Origin of the sequence: Kocuria sp. NPDC057446 (genome assembly GCF_042802875.1) — a bacterium.
Taxonomy (GTDB): Bacteria; Actinomycetota; Actinomycetes; order Actinomycetales; family Micrococcaceae; genus Kocuria.
Map to the genome: position 1 here is coordinate 1 of NZ_JBHVDI010000034.1, position 18,296 is coordinate 18,296.

Genomic DNA, 18,296 nt, shown 5'->3' on the forward strand with positions numbered 1-18,296 from the left:
CCGTCGAACCGGCGCGCGCGGGCTCGTGCTCCGGGGGGAGCCGGGAGGCGGTGAGCGTCCGGGCGGCGGCGCGCTCCTGCCGGTGCCGTCGCCAGGCGCTGAACCGGCCGCCGGCGGCCGCGGCCTCCTCGAGGTCGTCGTCGTCGGCGAGGGGCGTGACCTTGGTCCCGTCGTTGACGCGCACGCGCCCGCCCGCCAGGGCGTCAGCGGCGGGGGCCGTGCTCAGGCCGGAGTCCGGGCCCCCGGCGGAGGACGTGCGCCCCGTGGAGGCCGTGCTCCCGGCCCGGGGCGGGCGGCGGGCGGCGGTGCCCTCCGGCGCTCCGGGGGCGCCCTCCGCGGAAGCCTCCGGGGCGTCCTCCGGGGAGGTCTCCGGCGCGGCGCCCTCGGCGGGCCCGGGGACGCCGCCGTCCCGGGCGGGCTCCCCGTCCGGGTCCCCGAACCGGGGCTGGTGCGGGCGGCCGTGCCGGCTCATCAGCGTGCCCCGAGGCGGTCCACGAGCCGGGGGCCGAGGGCGGTGACGTCCCCGGCACCGACGGTGAGGAGCAGGTCCCCGGGCCGGGCCGTCTCCGCCGCCTGGGCGACGGCGTCGGCGCCGTCCGGCACGTAGCGGACGTGGGCGGGCGCACGGTCTGTGACGATCTCGCTGGTGAGCCCGTCGACGGGCTGCTCCCGTGCGGCGAAGATGTCGATGACCAGGGCCTCGTCGGCCAGCGCGAGCGCGTCGGCGAACTCCGCCGCGAACTCGCGCGTGCGGGAGTACAGGTGCGGCTGGAAGATCGCGATCACCCGGTGCCCGGAGGCGACCTCCCGGGCGGCCGTGAGGGCGGCGACCACCTCGGTGGGGTGGTGGGCGTAGTCGTCGAAGACCCGGATCCCGTCCACCTCGCCCCGCAGGTCGAAGCGCCGGGCGGAGCCGTGGAAGCCGGCGAGCCCGCGCACCGCGTCCGCGGGCGGCACGCCGGCCTCGACGGCCACGCAGAAGGCGGCCGTGGCGTTGAGGACGTTGTGCCGGCCCGGCACCGCGAGCTCGAGCCGCTCCTCGCGGCGGTCCGCGCCCTCGCCCAGCAGCAGGGTGCTGCGGGTGCGCAGCCCGTCGGCCTGCCCGGGGAGCACCTGGACGTCGGACCCCGGGTCCGTGCCGTAGCTCACCACCCGCCCGCCGGCGGCCCGGTGGCGCTCCGCGAGCGCCCGCGAGCCGGGGTCGTCCTGGCACGCCACGAGCAGCCCGTCGGCCGGCAGGGTGGCGGCGAACTCGTCGAAGGCCCGGAAGAAGGCCTCGCGGGAGGCGTAGAAGTCGAGGTGGTCGGGCTCGATGTTGGTGACCACCGCGATCCGCGGCCCGTAGGCGAGGAACGAGCCGTCCGACTCGTCGGCCTCCGCCACGAACCACGGGCCCGCGCCGAGGGCCGCGTTGGAGCCGAGGTCGGCCACGTGGGCGCCGATGGCCCAGGAGGGCTCGAGACCGGCGGTGTGCAGCGCGAGCGCGGCCATGGCGCTCGTGGTCGTCTTGCCGTGCGTGCCGGCGACGGCCACGACCGCACGACCGTGCATCGCGGCCGCGAGCGCCTCGGAGCGGTGCATCACGCGCAGCCCGGCGGCCCGGGCGGCGGAGCACTCGGGGTCCCCGGGCGGGATGGCGGTGGAGACGACCACGGTCTGCGCCCCGTCCACGTTGCCGGCGCGCTGGCCGACGAACACGGTGGCGCCCAGGTCCTGGAGCTGGCGCAGCGCCGGGGAGTCCTGGCGGTCGGAGCCGCTGACGGGCACACCGCGGGCGAGCATCAGCTTCGCGACGGCGGACATCCCCGCCCCGCCCATGCCGATGAAGTGGACCCGGCCCAGCAGGGCGGGGTCGTTCTCGTGCTCAGCGCTCACCGGGGACCTCCTGGAGGATCAGCCGTGCCAGCACGGTGTCGGCGTCGCGCACACCGTGGGCGCGGCTCGCGGCGGCCATGGCCGCGAGCCGGTCGGGGTCGGCCAGCAGCGGGTGCACGTGCGCGCGGTACCAGTCGGGGGTGAACGCGTCGTCGGGCACGAGCTGCGCCGCGCCGGCCTCGACGAGGGAGGCGGCGTTGAGCGACTGCTCCCCGTTGCCGACGGGCAGGGGGACGAACACGGCGGGCAGGCCGACGGCGGCGACCTCCGAGACGGTCGCGGCCCCGGCGCGGGCGATCAGCAGGTCCGCCGCGGCGTAGACGCGCTCCATGCCGTCCACGTACTCGACCTGCACGTAGCCGGGGGCGCTCAGCGGGGCGCCGTCGTCCCCGGTGAGCTGCTTGCCCCGGCCGGTGACGTGGAGCAGCTGGTGTCCGTGCGCGGCGACCTCCGCGGCGACGCCGGCCACGGTGCGGTTCATGGACAGGGCGCCCGAGGACCCGCCGGTGACCACCACGGTGGGCAGCTCCGGGTCGAGGCCGAAGGAGCGGCGGGCCTCGGCGCGCAGCGCCGCGCGGTCCAGGCGCGAGATCTCCCGGCGCATGGGCATGCCGACGGTCACGGCTCCGCGCAGCGGGGTGCCGGGGAACGCGGCGGCCACGGTCCGGGCCCGGCGCGCTCCGACCCGGTTGGCCAGGCCCGGGCGGGCGTTGGCCTCGTGGACCACGACGGGCAGGCCCCGCCGGGCGGCGGCGAGGTAGACGGGGGTGCACACGTAGCCGCCGACGCCGAGCACCACGTCGGGCCGGACCCGGTCCAGGATCTCCCCCGCCTGCCGCACGGCGCCGAGGAGCCGCCCGGGCAGGCGGACGAGGTCCACGGAGAGCCGCCGGGGCAGCGGCACGCGGTCGACGAGCTCGAGCTCGAGACCGGCCTGCGGGACGAGCCGGGTCTCCATCCCGGACGCGGTGCCGACCGCCGTGAGGCGGGCCTTCGGGGCCAGCTCCCGCAGCGCGGCGGCCACGGCCAGGAGGGGGCTGACGTGCCCGGCGGTGCCCCCGCCGGCCAGCAGGACCGACGGCGCGCGGCCTCCGGGAGTGGGTTCGGACGGTGTCATGCGCGATCCTCGTTCGGGGTGCGGGGGCGGGGGGTGCGGGTGGGGACCGGGATGCGGCGCGGCAGCCGGGTGAAGGACATCACGACGCCGACGGCGGCGAGGCTGATCAGCAGCGACGACCCACCGTAGCTGATGAACGGGAGCGGGACGCCGATCACGGGCAGCACGCCGGTGACCATCCCGATGTTGATGAACGCCTGCCCCACCAGCCACGTCACGATGCAGGCGGTGGCGATCCGGACGAAGCGGCTGCGGGCGCGCAGGATGACGCGGGCCATCGCCAGGGTCATGACCGCGAAGAGGCCGAGGATCAGCACCGTGCCCAGCAGGCCGAGCTCCTCGCCGATGATCGAGAAGATGTAGTCGTTGTGCGCCTCGGGCACGTAGTTGTACTTGAGCCGGGACTGGCCCAGCCCCACGCCCCACCAGCCGCCCGAGGCCAGGGCGTTGAGCCCCTGCTCGGCCTGGTAGCAGGCGTCGGTGGCGCCGCACTCCCCGAACAGCCAGCCCGTGATCCGGTCCACGCGGTGGGGGGCCGCGAGCACGGACAGCGTGCCGACCAGCGCGGCGCCCGCGGCGGCGATGACGAACAGCCGCAGCGGCGCCCCGGCGAAGAACAGGGCGGCCGCGTAGATCAGCACGAACACCAGCGCGGTGCCCACGTCGTCGCCGAGCACGATCAGCAGCGAGGGGATCCCGATGCCCAGGCACGACGGCCACAGGGCCTGGCGCCAGTCCCGCACGGCGTCGCCCTGCCGGGCGAGGACCATGGCCAGCCAGATCGCGACGGCGAGCTTGGCCGCCTCGGAGGGCTGGAAGGACTGCCCGCCCACCACGATCCAGTTGCGGTTGCCGTTGATCTCCTGCCCGAGCCCGGTGAAGACGAGCGCGAGCAGCAGCACGGCGAGGACCAGGAGCCCGGTGGCGCCGCGCCGGTACCAGGCGGTGGGCACGAAGGACAGGGCGAACATCAGGACCACCCCGATCCCGCCGAAGGTGGCCTGCCGGACGAAGTACGTGTACGCGGACTCCTGCGCCGAGATGGACTCGACCGCCGAGGCGGAGAGGACCATCATGATGCCGATGGCCGTGAGCAGCAGCACGGAGCCGGCCAGCCCGTAGTAGGAGTGGATGAGCGGGCCGTCCACGAGGGCCCGCCAGAAGCGGCGCGCCCCGCCCAGGGAGCCGCGGGCCGTTCCGGCGAGCCCCGCCCGGTCCTGCACCTGGGTCACGAGAGCCGTCCCACGAGCTCGGCGACCTCCCGGACGAACGCGTCCCCGCGGTGGGCGTAGGAGCTGAACTGGTCCATCGAGGCGGACGCCGGGGCCATGAGCACCGTGTCGCCCTGCTGCGCGACCTCGTGGGCCAGACGGACGGCCTCGCCCATCACGGCGTCGCCCGCCCCGGCGCGCTCGGCGGTGCGCAGGACGGGGACCTCCGGGGCGTGCGCGGCGAGGGCCGCCAGCAGCGCGTCGTTGTCCGTGCCGATGAGCACCACGGTGCGCAGCCGGCCGGCGTGCCGGGCGACGAGCCGGTCGTAGGACACGCCCTTGGACAGGCCGCCGGCGATCCACACCACGGAGTCGAACGCGGTCAGGGCCGCGTCGGCGGCGTGCGGGTTGGTGGCCTTGGAGTCGTTGATCCACAGCACGCCGTGCGTCGTGGCCACGGCCTGGATCCGGTGGTCGCCGGGCTCCCAGTCCCGCAGCCCGTCCCGCACGGCCTCCGGCGGGGCGCCGGCCGCCCGGGCCAGCGCCGCCGCGGCCAGGGCGTTGGCCACGCCGTGGGGCGTGGGGAACGGGCCGGTGTCGCCCACCGAGGCGAGCTCGAGGGCGGAGCCGCGCCGGTCCTCGAGGAAGGCGCGGTCCACGAGCAGGTCCTCCACGACCCCGAGCATGCTGACGTCGGGGGTCTCGAGGGTGAAGCCCACGGCGCGGCAGCCCTCCACCACGTCGGCCTCCTCGACCATGCGCACGGTCTCGGCCTGCTGGGCGTTGTACACGCAGGCCACCCGGGTGTGCTCGTAGATCCGCGACTTGTCCGCCGCGTAGTTGTCGTAGCCGCCGTGCCAGTCCACGTGGTCCTCCGCCACGTTGAGCACCACGGACGCCAGCGGCGACATCGAGGACGTCCAGTGCAGCTGGAAGCTGGACAGCTCCACGGCGAGCACGTCGTACTCGACCGGCTCGCGCAGCGCGTCCAGGACGGGGGTGCCCACGTTGCCCACGGCGGCGGCGGTGAGCCCGGCGGCCCGCAGCATCGAGGCGGTGATCCCCACGGTGGTGGTCTTGCCGTTGGTGCCGGTGATGCACACCCACTCGGCGGTCCTGCGCCCGGCGCGCTCCCGCACCCGCCAGGCGAGCTCCACGTCGCCCCAGATCTGGATGCCCTCGGCGGCCGCGGCGGCCAGCAGGGAATGGTCGGGGCGCAGCCCAGGGGAGGTGACGACCAGGTCCGGGCGCTCGCCCTCGACGTCGGGCACGGTCCCCTGGGCCTGCTCCCCCAGCAGGACGTCGGCGGCGCCGACGATCCGCAGGGTGTCGGCCTTCGCCCGGGTGGCCGGGGTGTCCGCGCCGTCGACGACGACGACGCGGGCGCCGAGCTCGATCAGGGTGTCCGCGGCGGCGAAGCCGGACACACCGATGCCGGCGACGACCACGCGCAGCCCCGCCCAGTCCGCGTCCCAGGTGGTGAGCCCGGCCAGGCGCGGCCGGTCGAGGACGGGGTTGTCGTTGCTCGCGTGGATCATTGGATCATTCCTCCGTGGGAGAGCAGCCAGTCGCCGTAGAAGACGCCGAGCGCGGCCGCGACGAACAGCCCGGCGATGATCCAGAACCGGACCACGATGGTCACCTCGTTCCAGCCCTTGAGCTCGAAGTGGTGCTGCAGCGGTGCCATCTTGAAGATGCGCTTGCCGCCGGAGAGCTTGAAGTAGCCGACCTGCAGGATGACCGAGACCGTGATGATCACGAAGAGCCCGGCGATGAGCACGAGCAGCAGCTCGGTGCGGGTGAGCACGGCGAACGCGGCGAGCGCGCCGCCCAGCCCGAGGGAGCCCGTGTCGCCCATGAAGATCTTCGCCGGTGAGGTGTTCCACCACAGGAAGCCCACGAGGGCCCCGACCAGGGCGGCGGCGGTGAGGGCGAGGTCCGCGGCGTCGCGCACCTCGTAGCAGACGCCCTCCGCCACGGACCCGCACAGGTGGGTGTTCTGCCACATGGCGATCAGCAGGTAGCCGCTGAACACGAGGATGGACGCGCCCGTGGCGAGGCCGTCGAGACCGTCGGTGAGGTTCACGGCGTTGGTCGTGGCCGTGGCGATCAGGTTCACCCAGATCACGAACAGGACGGCGCCGACGGCGGTGCCGGCGAACGCGAGGTCCACGGCGGTGTCGCGGGTGATGGAGATCGCCGAGGACGCAGGGGTCGCACCCTGGGGGCCGGGCACGAGCAGCACGAGCAGGGCGAACGCGGTGCCGATGAGCCCCTGGAGGACGATCTTGCCGACGGCGCTGAGCCCGAGGTTCTGCTTCTTGGCGATCTTCTTGTAGTCGTCGATGAAGCCGACGAAGCCCATGCCGAGCATCAGCAGCAGCGCGGAGAGCCCCGAGAGGGTGACGCCCCCGTAGGAGGGCCACAGCATCCCGGACAGCAGGTGCGTCAGCGCGTAGGCGACCACCACCGAGCCGAGGATCGCCACGCCGCCCATGGTGGGCGTCCCGCGCTTGGTGTGGTGGCTGGTGGGCCCGTCGTCGCGGATGAACTGGCCGTACCCGCGCCGGGCGAGGAACTTGATGAAGGCCGGGGTGCCGAAGAGGGACAGCACCAGCGCGAAGCAGGCCGCCATGAGGATCTGGATCATGCCGGCTCGTTCCCCTCCGCGGAGGTGCCCGGGGTGGTGGGCCTCCCGCTCGGGTCGAGGGAGGCGTTGACGAAGGGACCGGCCGAGAGCCAGTGGTCGCCGTGCGCCGGGGCGTCGTTGCCCGGGGCCGGCACGCCGGCGCCGTCCCCGGACCCGGCCGCGACCCGGTCCCCCAGGACCGCCAGACCGGCGGCGTTGGAGGACTTGAAGAGCACGACGTCCCCGGGGGCGAGCTCCTGGCGCAGGATCTCCTCGGCCTCCTCCGGCGTCGCCGCCCAGGTCGCCTCGTTGCCCCACGAGCCCTCGAGCTGGGCCGCGTCGTACACCGGGCGGGCGAGGTCGCCGACCGCGATCAGCTTGGAGATGTTCAGCCGCACCACCATGCGGCCCAGGGTGTCGTGCTCCTCGACCGTGCTGTCGCCGAGCTCGAGCATCCCGCCGAGCACCGCCCAGGTGCGGCGGGGCGCGGCGCCGCCGGAGCCGCGGCCCAGCTGGGCCAGGGTCTGCAGCGCGGCGCGCATCGACTGCGGGTTGGCGTTGTACGCGTCGTTGATCACCGTGACCCCGTCGGCCCGCTCGGTGCGCTCCATCCGCCACCGGCTGGCGGCGCCCTGGGCGTTGAGGGAGGCCGCGATCCGCTCGGGGGCGACCCCGGCCACGAAGGCCGCGGAGGCGGCCGCGAGCAGGTTCGAGACGTGGTGCTCCCCGATGAGCCGGGAGACCACGGCGTGCTCGGAGCCGTCCGGGAAGTGCAGGCGGAACTCGGGGTGTCCGCCGGGCCCGATCCGGACCGCGGAGGCGTGCACCCGGGCGGCCGGGACGTCGGGCAGCGCGTTCGCCGGGGACTCCCCGAAGAACAGCACCGGCGCGGCGGTGCGGCGGTGCATCTGGCGGACCAGGGCGTCGTCGTCGTTGAGGACCGCCACCCCGTCCGCCCGCAGGGACTCCACCAGCTCGCCCTTGGCGCGGGCGATGTTGGCGACCCCGCCGAACTCGCCGGCGTGGGCGGAGCCCACGCACAGCACCACCCCGACGTCGGGGCGGACCATCCGGCACAGGTAGTCGATGTTGCCGATCCTGGTGGCGCCCATCTCGATGATGAGGTAGCGGGTGTCCGGCTCCGCCTGGAACACGGTCAGCGGGACGCCGACCTCCCCGTTGTACGAGCCGCGGGGCGCGACCGTGGGACCCTCCGCCGCGAAGATGCCGCGCAGGAGGTCCTTGGTGGTGGTCTTGCCGACGGAGCCGGTGACGGCGATGACCTTCACCTCGTGGTCGGCGCGCAGCTGGGCCACGACCCACGCGGCCAGCCGGCCCATCGCCTCGACGGCGTCCGGGACCAGCACGCCCGGGTAGACGACCCCAGCGGCGTCGGTGACCTCGCGCTCGACGAGGGCGAGGACGGCGCCCGCGGCGAACGCGGCGCCGACGTACTCGTGGCCGTCGGTGACCTCGCCCGGCTTCGCGACGAAGAGGGTGCCGGGGCGGGCCTCGCGGGAGTCCGTTGCGACGTGGCGGACGGCGGGCACCCCGGCGGCGGCGCCGACGGCGCGCCCCCCCGTGATCTGGGCGAGCTGCGCGGCGGTGACGTCGATCATCGGTTCTCCCAACGGTCCTGCTGCCCCTCGGCCAGCGCGGCCCGCAGCTCTTCCCTGTCGTCCAGCGGGTGGTCCACGCCCCGGATCTCCTGGACCGTCTCGTGCCCGCGGCCGGCCACGAGCACGGAGTCCGCGGGTCCGGCCATGGCCACCGCGGCGCGGATGGCCACGGCGCGGGGCTCGAGCACGATCACCTCCTGGGCGCGGGCGCCGGCGTCGCGGGCGGCGAACGCCCCGGCGGCGACCTCGGCCCGGATCGCGCCGGCGTCCTCGTCGTGCGGGTCGTCGTCGGTGACGACGACGACGTCGGCGTGGTGGGCGGCGACCTCCCCCATCACCGGTCGCTTCGACCGGTCGCGCTCCCCCGTGGCGCCGAAGACCACGATGACGCGGCCCTCCGCGTCGGGCGGTTCGACGGCGGCGAGCGCCCGGCGCAGGGCGTCCGGGTTGTGCGCGAAGTCGACGACGGCGGTCGGCTGCGTGCCGATGAGCTGCATCCGCCCGGGCACGTCCGTGGTGAGGGGGTCCGCCTCGTCGAGGACCCGCTGCACGTCGGCGACGTCGACCCCGGAGGCCACGACCATCACCACCGCGAGCGCGGCGTTGGCCACGTTGAAGTCCCCGGGCAGGGCGGTGGACACGCGCAGCGTCCGGCCGTCCCGGTGCCGCAGCGCGAAGGCGTGGCCGATCCCGCGGCGGGTCAGGGCGGTGAGCGTCCAGTCCGCGCCCTGCCGGGCGGGGCCGGTCTCCCGGTCCGCCGGCACGCCGCCGCGCAGGGCGAGGGTGTCCACGCGGTCCGCGCCGAGCCGCTCGCGGGCGTGGGCGGACATCCGCAGGCCCCAGACGTCGTCCTCGTCCTGGACCACGACGACGGCCCGGCGGGCCCGTTCCGGGGTGAACAGCTGGGCCTTGACCGCGAAGTACTCCTCCATCGACCCGTGCAGGTCGAGGTGGTCCTGGGTCAGGTTGGTGAACCCGGCGACGTCGAAGCGGACCCCGTCCACCCGGTGGAACTGCAGGGCGTGGGAGGAGACCTCCATGGAGGCCGCCGTGATCCCGCGCTCGCGCATGAGCGCGAGCAGCGCGTGCACGTGCGGGGCCTCCGGGGTGGTCAGCCGCGAGGGGATCGACTCGTCGCCGGCCAGGATCTCGATCGTCCCGATCAGGCCCGTGCGCCGGCCCAGGGCGCGGAGCACCGAGTTGGTGAGGTAGGTGGTGGTCGTCTTGCCGTTGGTGCCGGTCACCGCGAACAGGGCCGGGGCCGTCCCGTCCTCCGGACGCGAGCCGTAGACGCGGGCGGCGATCGGACCCACGGCGCGGCGGGGATCGGGGGCCTCCACCACGGGCAGCCGGACACCGGCGCCCCGGAGGATCGCGGCGCCCTCGGCGTCGGTGAGCACCGCGGCCGCGCCCGAGCGCTCGGCGGCGGCGGCGAACCGGGCGCCGTGGGTGCGGGCACCGGGCAGGGCGGCGTAGAGGTCGCCGGGACGCAGCTCCCGGGAGTCCAGGGCGATGCCGGTGACCTCCACCGCACGGGACGGAGCCGTCCCGTCCGCGAGCCGGGCGGTCTCCGCGAGGCTCAGCGGTCGGGGCCGGGCGGGGCGCATCGTCTGCGCGTCGTGTCCCTGCTGGGCTGTCGCGTCCATCAACGTCCTTCGTGGTCTGGTCGGCGGGTGGGTGGTCCGCCGGGATCGGGGGGGCGGTACCGGCGGGTGGCCGGGCACGGCGATATGGAAGTCTAGTCGCCCTCGTCGGCCCGCCGGGACGGGGCCGGGGCGGAGACCCCGGTCCCTCCGGCGCCGGTCCCGGCCTCCGCGGCGGTCCCGGCGTCGTTCTCGGCGTCGTTCTCGGCGGTGTTCTCGGCAGTGTTCTCGGCAGTGTTCTCCGCGGCGTCCGGGGCGGCGCCCTCCGCCGGGGCCTCGACGCCCGGCGGGGTGTCCACCGGTGCGGTCTCCCCGGCCTCCTCCGGGTCCTCCGGGTCGTCCGTGCGCAGGGGGATCTCCACGGGCTCGGTGGTCGAGGGCGGCACGTCGTAGTGCCGCAGCACCTGGCCCATGATCTTGCTGAAGGTGGGCGTCGTGCCGATCGCGCGGACGTTCCCCTGCGGCCGCTGGAGCGTGACCGCCACGAGGTACTGGGGGTCCTCCACGGGGGCGACGCCCACGAAGGAGGTGGTGTAGCCGTCGTAGCCGCCCTGCGGGCTGGGGGCCTCGGCGGTACCGGTCTTGCCGCCCACGCGGTAGCCCTCCACGGCGGCCTCCTTGGCGCCGCCCTCCGTGACGGTCACCTCCATCATGTCGAGCACCTGCTGCGCCGTCTCCGCGGAGACGATCCGCTCGCCCTCGGGCCGCTCGACCGGCGTGCTGGTCCCGTCGGGGTCGATGACGGACTCGAGCACCCGGGGCTCCACCTGGACCCCGCCGTTGCCGATGGCCTGGAAGATCGTCGCCGTGCGCAGGGGGGTCTGGGCGACGCCCTGACCGAAGAGCACGGTGTACTGCTGGCGCACGTCCCACTGGTCCGCGCCGGTGAGGATGCCCGGGGACTCCCCCGGCAGCTCGATCCCCGTGGTCTCCCCGACGCCGAAGCGCTGCATCCACTCGTGCCGCTGCTCCGGGGCGAGCCTGCCGCCGACCAGGACCGTGCCGGTGTTCATCGAGTCGGCGATGATCCCGGTGAACGTGCGCTGCTGCTCGCCGTGGTCGAAGGCGTCGGTGATCTTCTGCCCGTCGATCTCCAGGAACGGGGGGACCGTGACCTCCGTGCGCGGTGTGGCCACGCCCTCCTCCACGGCGGCGGCCGCGGTGAGGATCTTCTGCGTGGAGCCGGGCTCCACGGCCTGGGTGACGGCGCGCGCCCCCAGGTCCTCGGCCTCCGCGGAACCGATGTCGTTGGGGTCCACGGTCGAGGAGTCGGCCAGCGCCAGCACCGCGCCGTCCTCGATCCGCATCACCACGGCGGTGCCCCACTCGGCGTCGAGCTCCTCGGTGCGCTCGGTGACCGCCTGCTGGGCGAAGAACTGCACGTCGCTGTCGATCGACAGCTGCACCGAGGAGCCGTCCTCCACGGGGCTCTCCTCCTGGGGCGCCACCGGGATCCGCACGCCGTCGGCGCTGATCTCGAAGGTCCGGCTCCCGTCCGTGCCGCGCAGCAGCCCGTCCTGGGTCTGCTCGATCCCGCCGAGCGCCTCGTCGTCCCCGCCCATGAAGCCGACCACGCTGCCGCCCACCGGTCCGTTGGGATAGATCCGGTCGGAGGACGGCTGCCCGTACACGTAGGGCAGGCCGAGCTCGCGCACGGTGTTCCACTGCTCGGGCGTGACCCCGCGGGCCACGTACTCGAACTGCTTGTCCCCGTCGAGGGCGTCCTTGACCTCGGCGTCCTCGAGGTCGAGGGCGTCGGCGAGCTGGTACACCGCCTCCGTGGGGGTCACGGTCTCGGTGGTGCCGTCGGCCATCGGCCGCTCGAACTCGCGCACCAGGGACTGGTCCACGGTGACGTCGTAGCGCTGAAGCGTACGGGCGAGGACGTTGCCGTGGGTGTCGCGGATCTCGCCGCGCAGCGCGGGGACCACCTCGGTGCGGGACCGCTCCCCCGCGGCGGCCTCCGCCCGGCCTGCCACGTCGAAGCCCTGCACCCACACGAGGCGGACGCCGAGGACCACGAGGAGCCCGAGGACCAGGACGACCCCGATGTGGCTGCGGCCGATGCCGCGGGCGCGGGGGGCGTCGGACGTCGAGCGTGCGGGTGCCACGTGTGTGCCTCGTTCCTGATTGCGACTGGCGGGATCTCCGGGGGCTGCTGACCGGCGGGGGCGGGGGACGGCGCCCCGGTCACTCCCCGGGCGTGCGCTGCGCCGGGGCCCGGAGGGAGCCGCCGTCCGCCTCCGCGGCACCGGCCGGCGAGGCGTCCTCGCGGGCCCGGCGCTCGGCGTCCTCCCGGTCCTGCGCCGCCTTCTCCCGCTCCCGGTCCTCGGCGCGCTGGGCGGCGCGGTCCGCGGCCTCCGAACCGGTCTGGTGGGCGTGGTCGACCAGGATCTCGTGGTCCTCCTGCGGCTGCGCCGGGAGCGGATCGCCCTCGACGGTCCCCGTCGTGAGGTCGACCGTGCCCGAGTCCTGCGCCGGGACCATGCCGAGGTCCGTCGCCATCACGGCGAGGTTCTGCGGGGCGTTGTAGAACTCGAGGTCCTGGGTGAGCGCCTCGTTCTGCTGGCTGAGCGCCTGCTCCTGGGCGCGCAGCTCCACGAGCCGGTACTGGCCGCCGGAGATCTGGATGTTCAGCACCAGGATGGAGGCCAGCGCCACCACGAGCGCCACCAGGCTGAGCACCACGGTGGAGAACCGCTGCCGGCGCGCCCGGCCCGGGACCACGGACAACGGGGTCCGGGCGGCCCCCGCGGCCTCCTCGGCCGGCGGTGCCGGGGTGCTCAGCTGACGGGCGGAGCTGCCCTCGACCGGCGGGCGCTGCCCGCGCCGACCGGCCCAGGCACCGATGCCCGTGCGCGGAGTGGACGGTCGTGCGGGGCGTCGCTGGAGTCCGGTTCCGCTCATGCCGTGTACCTCTGCGCGTTCTGTGCTGTGGGGGGTGTGTGCTGCCGGATGCGCTCGACCGCGCGCAGTCGTGCGGAGGCGGCGCGGGGGTTCTCGTCGATCTCCCGGGCCGTGGGGGTCTCCGTCCCGCGGGTCAGGACCCGCAGGGTGGGCTTGTGCTGCTCGAGCTCCACGGGGAAGCCCTTGGGCGCCGTCGAGGCCGCTCCCCGGGCGAAGGACTGCTTCACGATCCGATCCTCGAGGGAGTGGTAGCTCATGGCCACCACGCGACCGCCGACGGGCACGGCGTCCAGGGCGGCGGGGATCGCCCGGCGCAGCACGTCGAGCTCCTCGTTGACCTCGATCCGCAGCGCCTGGAACGTCTGCTTCGCCGGGTGCCCCTTCCGGTGCTGGGCCCCCTGGGGCACGGCACCGCGGACGACCTCGACGAGCTCGCCGGTGGTTCGCAGCGGCGCGAGGGCCCGCTGCACCACGATGGCCCGGGCGATGCGGCCGGCGAAGCGCTCCTCGCCCCAGTCCCGCAGGATCCGGCGCAGGTCCTCCTCGCTGTACTCGTTGACCACGTCCTGCGCCGTGACGGGGGCCGTGGAGTCCATCCGCATGTCGAGGGGCGCGTCGTAGGAGTAGGCGAAGCCGCGCTCGCGCTCGTCCAGCTGCAGCGACGAGACCCCGAGGTCGAAGAGCACCGCGTCCGCGTGGTCGAAGCCGTGCTGGGCGAGGGCCTCCGGGATGCGGTCGTAGGTCGTGTGCACGGGGTGGAAGCGGTCCCCGAACGGGGCGAGCCGCGCGCCGGCCAGGGCGTGGGCCTGCGGGTCCCGGTCGACGGCCACGAGCTGCAGACCGGGGAAGCGCCGCAGCAGCGCCTCGGAGTGACCGCCCATGCCCATCGTGGCGTCCACCGCCACGGCGCCGTCCTCGCCGAGCGCCGGAGCCATCAGGTCGAGGCACCGATCGAGCAGCACGGGAACGTGGAGCTGCTCGGCTGGGCGTTGCGCCATGGGCCCTCTCTTCGGCGGTCGACGGTGGTGCGGTCTTCGGTGGCCGGCGCCGGGTCGACGCCGTGGTGCGGCGGCGGGCCTTCCAGGATCAGAACCCCATCCGCTGGCCGTCCCTCGAATCCGGCCTGGCTCAGGGGAAGGTGAGTCAGGACGGTGACGGCTGTGCGGCTGGAGATCTCATCCGGGAAGCGGCTCCGCGTGCTCCGCGGGTGGTCTCGGCGTCCCTGCGCTCAGAAGAGCCCGGGCACCACTTCCTCCTCGGTCTCGGAGAAGACGGCCTCCTTCTCGTTCAGGTACTCGTTCCACGCCTGGGCGTCCCAGATCTCGGCCCGGGTGCCCGCGCCGATGACGGCGAGCTCCCGGTCCAGACCGGCGTAGTCCCGCAGCGGCGGCGGTATGGTGACTCGGCCCTGCTTGTCCGGGACCTCGTCCGAGGCGCCCGAGAGAAAGACCCGGATGTAGTCCCTGGCCTGCTTCGAGGACAGCGGTGCCGCCCTCAGCTGCTCGTGCACCCGCTCGAACTCGCGGACGCTGAACACGTAGAGGCACCGTTCCTGACCACGGGTCAGCACGAGTCCCTCCGCCAGCTCCTCCCGGTACTTCGCCGGCAGGATCAGGCGGCCCTTCTCGTCGAGACGGGGTGAGTACGTTCCGAGAAACATGCTCACCGCCTCTCCAGCCCGAGAGTTCTCCCAGATCCATCTCTTCGCCCCACTTTACTCCACTTCACTCCCCGGTCAACGAACGCGGGGCCCGGCCGCCGCGGCGTGGCGGGCCCCGCGCACTCTGTGACGGGCGTCGCCGCAGGTGGGCGCGGCCGCGCGCCGGTGGCGGGCGCCGGGAGGACCGTGGAGGACACCCTGGCGCCCCGCGGCGGGCCCGGCGGGCGACGGCGGAGAGGGCGGCGGAGGAGGCAGTCTGACGGGGTCACGACGCCGCGGCGCCGGCTGTGGGGAGGACAGTGGAGGGAATCCGGGCGGTGTCGCCGCGGTTCCGCACCAGGGGCGGCGGGCACGGGCGGCAGGCCGAGGGGTGCGCGGTGGCGGGTCGCGACCCGGGACGGGCCCGGGGCACGAAAAAGCTCCCCGGCGGTGCACCGGGGAGCTGGCCGGACCGTGCGCGCGGCCGCACGGTGGTGGGAGGTGGAGGGATCCGGCAGGGCGGGCGCACCGGTCGGCGCCCAACAGCGGGCGCCCGGCGCGGCGACCGGGCCGTCAGGAGGAGGAGCCTCCGGAGTTGCGCTGGTCCCAGCGCTCCTCGAGGTTCTGCAGGAAGGGCGACGAACGGCGGGGCGGGCCGCCCTTGCCGGCCTCGCCACCGGGACGGGGCTTGCCGGAGCGCAGGGTGGCGACGTAGACACCCGCACCCATCACGACGAAGCCCAGGACCCCCACCAGGATGGAGTCGATGACGACCCCGCCCAGGAGGACGAGCAGGCCGACGACCGCGATCACGATTCCGAGGACGATGTTGCGGGTGGAGGCACCCCTGACGGCACGGGACCCCATGCTCGTCACGAACCTCGGGTCGTCCGCGTGGAGCTGCTTCTCCAGCTGGGCCAGGAGCTGTTGCTCGTGCTCGGACAGTGGCACGGTAGGCCTCCTCATCCTTCGGGTGCGGATTCCCCGGCTGTTCCGGCGCCGCCTGTTACCAGGATAGACCGTCGGGTGCTGATTTGGCACCGCGCACACGGCTGTCAACACCCTCCGAGTTGCCTCCCGGATCCCGTGGTGCGGGCGGCAGGAGACGGGCGGGTCCGAGACGCTCGGCGCCGAAGCGGGCGTGCACCCGGTCCATGGCCTGCTCGGCGGCCCCCCACTCCTCCTCGCGGCCGTCGAGACTCAGCTGCAGGGCGTCCGATGCGGGCTCGAGCCGCTCGGCCCGGATGCCGATGAGCCGGACCGGCTGGGGCCGGTCCCCGAGCTCCTCGAGCAGGCCCACACCGTGCTCGAGCAGGTCGTGGGCGGAGGTGAAGGGCTGCTGCAGGGTCCGTGAGCGGGTGATGGTCGTGAAGTCCGCCCAGCGCACCTTCAGCCCCACGCGGCGGGCGCGCAGCCCCTGGCGGCGCAGCCGCGAGGCGGTCCGGTGGCTCAGCCGCAGCAGGGTCTCGTGCAGCAGCCGGTCGTCCGCGACGTCACGGGCGAAGGTCTCCTCCGCGCCCACGCTCTTCTCCTCCCGCACGGGCTCGACCGGGCGGGGATCCCGCCCGTTGGCGAGCTCGTGCAGGTGGTGGCCGGCGGCCCGGCCGACCAGGCGGGTCAGCATCGGCACGGGAGCGGCCGCGAGGTCCCCGACGCTCCGGAGTCCCGCCCCCGTGAGCGTCTCGGCCGTGCGCCCGCCGACGCCCCACAGCGCCGAGACCGGCAGCTCCGCCAGGAACGCGACGGTGTCCTCGGGCTGGACCAGCAGCAGCCCGTCCGGCTTGGAGCGGGTGGAGGCGATCTTCGCGACCGTCTTGTTGGCCCCGATCCCCACCGAGGCGGTCAGGCCCAGCTCGTCTCGCACGCGGGCGCGCAGGGCGCGGGCGATGCCCACCGGCGGGCCGAGCCGGCGGACCGCTCCGGCGACGTCGAGGAAGGCCTCGTCCACGCTGATCTGCTCCACCCGGTCGGTGATCTCCCAGAACATCGCCATGACCCGGCGGGAGTAGGCGTCGTAGGCCTCCCGGTGCGGCTCGAGCAGCACCGCCCGCGGGCACATCGCCCGGGCCCGCGCCAGGGGCATGCCGGAGCGGACGCCGAACGCCCGGGCCTCGTAGGAGGCGGAGAGGACGACGGAGCGCCCGCCCGCGCCCGCCACGATGACGGGCCGGCCCCGCAGTCCCGGGGAGGTGAGCAGCTCCACGCCGACGTAGAACATGTCCATGTCGACGTGCAGCACGGCGCACCCCCGCCAGCGCTCCAGCCGGTCCTTCGGCGTCTCGGCCACCGTGCCCTCCTCCCGGGTCCGGCACAGCATAGCTCCCGGCGCGGACACCGCCGCCGCCCTGCGGGCACCGGTCCCGGCGGCGCCCCGGCCCGCCCGGCGGGGCTTCGCTAGGCTGGGGCGGACACCAGGACGGCCGCCGGAGGGCGTCCGCCCCCGCCCCGAGACCGAGGTCGATCCGCCCATGACGTGCCCGCCGCCCCCGCACCACCCCGACGCTCCCGCCGGCACCGCGCCGCGGACCCGGCCCCAGGACGCCTTCCGCGCCGAGGACGAGCGGTTCGTGGGCCGGCTGCACGCGGAGCTGGAGGACTTCTTCGGGCGGCAGCGCACGGTCCTGGGCGGCATCTCGGCGGACTCCCTGCCGCTGCTGGACGCCGTCGTCGCGCTCTCCGCCGGCGGCAAGCGGCTGCGGGCGCGGCTGTGCTACTGGGGCTGGCGGGCGGCGGGCGGCGATCCGGAGGACCCGGCCGCGGTCCGGGCCGGTGCGGCCCTGGAGCTCTTCCAGTCCGCCGCGCTCATCCACGACGACGTCATCGACCGCTCAGACACCCGCCGGGGCGCTCCCAGCGTGCACCGCCGCTTCGAGGCGGTGCACGCCGACCACGACTGGGCCCTGGACGGCCCCGCGTTCGGCGTGGCCGCCGCGATCCTCTCGGGGGACCTGTGCCTGTCCTGGAGCGAGCAGTCGTTCGCCGCGGCCGCCACGGCGGCGCCCGGCGGCCACCGCGCCCGGGCAGTGTTCGACCTCATGCGCACGGAGGTGATGGCCGGTCAGTACCTGGACGTGCAGGGCGAGGTCTCCGGCGGTGGCCAGGACCGCGACGGCGCGGTGCAGCGGGCCCTGGACGTCATCCGGTACAAGTCGGCGAAGTACTCCGTGGAGCACCCCGTGGTGCTCGGCGCCGCCCTGGCCGGGGCGCCGGAGCGGCTGCTGGAGCGCTGCTCGGCCTTCGCGCTGCCCCTGGGCGAGGCGTTCCAGCTGCGCGACGACGTCCTGGGCGTGTTCGGCGATCCCGCGACCACGGGCAAGCCGGCCGGGGACGACCTGCGGGAGGGCAAGCGGACGGTGCTCGTCGGCTACGTCCGCCGGCTCGGCGGCGAGCCGGAGATCGCCCGCCTCGAGGAGGCCCTGGGCCGGCCGGACCTGACGGAGGAGGACGTCGCGGAGCTCCGTGCGCTCATCACGGGGTGCGGCGCCCTGGGCGCCACGGAGGAGCTCATCGAGCGGCTCAGCCGGAACGCGTTCGCGGCCCTGGACCGGCTCGGGGCCGACGCCGTGCCCCTGGCCGCGCTGCGCGGGCTCGCCACCGCCGCGGTCCGCCGCTCCGCCTGAGACCGGGCGCGCCGGGCCACCGGGGCGGGCAGGCGC

At 75.0% G+C, this 18,296-nt stretch carries 14 protein-coding genes and 1 pseudogene; 1 reads left to right on the forward strand and 14 read right to left on the reverse strand.

Annotated elements, in window-relative coordinates; translation table 11 throughout:
- From ACFU0Y_RS06380 to dinB, 14 genes and pseudogenes are all read right to left on the reverse strand, one after another.
- Positions 1–472, reverse strand: a pseudogene (locus ACFU0Y_RS06380) (hypothetical protein); the annotation flags it as partial.
- The gene (murC, locus tag ACFU0Y_RS06385; protein ID WP_380213620.1) at positions 472–1,875 is read right to left on the reverse strand and encodes a UDP-N-acetylmuramate--L-alanine ligase; all 1,404 of its coding nucleotides are present in this window, start codon (positions 1,873–1,875) and stop codon (positions 472–474) included. The gene murC and the pseudogene ACFU0Y_RS06380, both read right to left, overlap by 1 nt.
- Complete coding sequence (gene murG / locus ACFU0Y_RS06390) at positions 1,865–2,992, reverse strand: undecaprenyldiphospho-muramoylpentapeptide beta-N-acetylglucosaminyltransferase (protein WP_380213621.1); 1,128 nt, start codon at positions 2,990–2,992, stop codon at positions 1,865–1,867. The genes murC and murG overlap by 11 nt, the downstream gene beginning before the upstream one ends.
- Positions 2,989–4,224, reverse strand: a complete 1,236-nt coding sequence (gene ftsW, locus ACFU0Y_RS06395) for a putative lipid II flippase FtsW (RefSeq protein ID WP_380213622.1) — start codon at positions 4,222–4,224, stop codon at positions 2,989–2,991. Before ftsW ends, murG begins: the two co-directional genes overlap by 4 nt.
- Entirely contained in the window at positions 4,221–5,741 is a 1,521-nt protein-coding gene (gene murD / locus ACFU0Y_RS06400) for a UDP-N-acetylmuramoyl-L-alanine--D-glutamate ligase (protein WP_380213623.1), read from the reverse strand. Before murD ends, ftsW begins: the two co-directional genes overlap by 4 nt.
- The gene (gene mraY / locus ACFU0Y_RS06405) at positions 5,738–6,853 is read right to left on the reverse strand and encodes a phospho-N-acetylmuramoyl-pentapeptide-transferase (RefSeq protein ID WP_380213624.1); all 1,116 of its coding nucleotides are present in this window, start codon (positions 6,851–6,853) and stop codon (positions 5,738–5,740) included. The genes murD and mraY overlap by 4 nt, the downstream gene beginning before the upstream one ends.
- Positions 6,850–8,451 (reverse strand): UDP-N-acetylmuramoyl-tripeptide--D-alanyl-D-alanine ligase, encoded by a 1,602-nt coding sequence (gene murF, locus ACFU0Y_RS06410; RefSeq protein WP_380213625.1) that lies wholly within the window; start codon positions 8,449–8,451, stop codon positions 6,850–6,852. The genes mraY and murF overlap by 4 nt, the downstream gene beginning before the upstream one ends.
- Entirely contained in the window at positions 8,448–10,097 is a 1,650-nt protein-coding gene (locus ACFU0Y_RS06415; RefSeq protein WP_380213626.1) for a UDP-N-acetylmuramoyl-L-alanyl-D-glutamate--2,6-diaminopimelate ligase, read from the reverse strand. Before ACFU0Y_RS06415 ends, murF begins: the two co-directional genes overlap by 4 nt.
- A 92-nt stretch (positions 10,098–10,189) precedes the next feature.
- The gene (locus ACFU0Y_RS06420; protein ID WP_380213627.1) at positions 10,190–12,205 is read right to left on the reverse strand and encodes a peptidoglycan D,D-transpeptidase FtsI family protein; all 2,016 of its coding nucleotides are present in this window, start codon (positions 12,203–12,205) and stop codon (positions 10,190–10,192) included.
- 79 nt (positions 12,206–12,284) lie between these two features.
- On the reverse strand, positions 12,285–13,001 hold the full coding sequence (locus tag ACFU0Y_RS06425) for a hypothetical protein (RefSeq protein ID WP_380213628.1): 717 nt from the start codon (positions 12,999–13,001) through the stop codon (positions 12,285–12,287).
- Positions 12,998–13,999 (reverse strand): 16S rRNA (cytosine(1402)-N(4))-methyltransferase RsmH, encoded by a 1,002-nt coding sequence (rsmH, locus tag ACFU0Y_RS06430; RefSeq protein WP_380213629.1) that lies wholly within the window; start codon positions 13,997–13,999, stop codon positions 12,998–13,000. Before rsmH ends, ACFU0Y_RS06425 begins: the two co-directional genes overlap by 4 nt.
- Positions 14,000–14,229: 230 nt before the next feature.
- Positions 14,230–14,661, reverse strand: a complete 432-nt coding sequence (mraZ, locus tag ACFU0Y_RS06435; RefSeq protein WP_058873724.1) for a division/cell wall cluster transcriptional repressor MraZ — start codon at positions 14,659–14,661, stop codon at positions 14,230–14,232.
- Between the two features lie 552 nt (positions 14,662–15,213).
- The gene (locus ACFU0Y_RS06440) at positions 15,214–15,591 is read right to left on the reverse strand and encodes a DUF3040 domain-containing protein (protein ID WP_380213630.1); all 378 of its coding nucleotides are present in this window, start codon (positions 15,589–15,591) and stop codon (positions 15,214–15,216) included.
- 55 nt (positions 15,592–15,646) lie between these two features.
- Positions 15,647–16,927, reverse strand: a complete 1,281-nt coding sequence (dinB, locus tag ACFU0Y_RS06445; RefSeq protein ID WP_380213631.1) for a DNA polymerase IV — start codon at positions 16,925–16,927, stop codon at positions 15,647–15,649.
- Between the two features lie 181 nt (positions 16,928–17,108).
- Between dinB and ACFU0Y_RS06450 the strand changes: the two genes are divergently transcribed.
- On the forward strand, positions 17,109–18,260 hold the full coding sequence (locus tag ACFU0Y_RS06450) for a polyprenyl synthetase family protein (protein WP_380213640.1): 1,152 nt from the start codon (positions 17,109–17,111) through the stop codon (positions 18,258–18,260).
- Positions 18,261–18,296: the final 36 nt, after the last annotated feature.

Excerpts from the sequence above, each read along its gene's own strand:
- murG (WP_380213621.1), bottom strand. The coding sequence starts at position 2,992 with ATGACACCGTCCGAACCCACTCCCGGAGGCCGCGCGCCGTCGGTCCTG.
- murD (WP_380213623.1), bottom strand. The coding sequence starts at position 5,741 with ATGATCCACGCGAGCAACGACAACCCCGTCCTCGACCGGCCGCGCCTG.
- mraY (WP_380213624.1), bottom strand. The coding sequence starts at position 6,853 with ATGATCCAGATCCTCATGGCGGCCTGCTTCGCGCTGGTGCTGTCCCTC.
- murF (WP_380213625.1), bottom strand. The coding sequence starts at position 8,451 with ATGATCGACGTCACCGCCGCGCAGCTCGCCCAGATCACGGGGGGGCGC.
- ACFU0Y_RS06415 (WP_380213626.1), bottom strand. The coding sequence starts at position 10,097 with ATGGACGCGACAGCCCAGCAGGGACACGACGCGCAGACGATGCGCCCC.
- ACFU0Y_RS06425 (WP_380213628.1), bottom strand. The coding sequence starts at position 13,001 with ATGAGCGGAACCGGACTCCAGCGACGCCCCGCACGACCGTCCACTCCG.
- rsmH (WP_380213629.1), bottom strand. The coding sequence starts at position 13,999 with ATGGCGCAACGCCCAGCCGAGCAGCTCCACGTTCCCGTGCTGCTCGAT.
- mraZ (WP_058873724.1), bottom strand. The coding sequence starts at position 14,661 with ATGTTTCTCGGAACGTACTCACCCCGTCTCGACGAGAAGGGCCGCCTG.
- ACFU0Y_RS06450 (WP_380213640.1), top strand. The coding sequence starts at position 17,109 with ATGACGTGCCCGCCGCCCCCGCACCACCCCGACGCTCCCGCCGGCACC.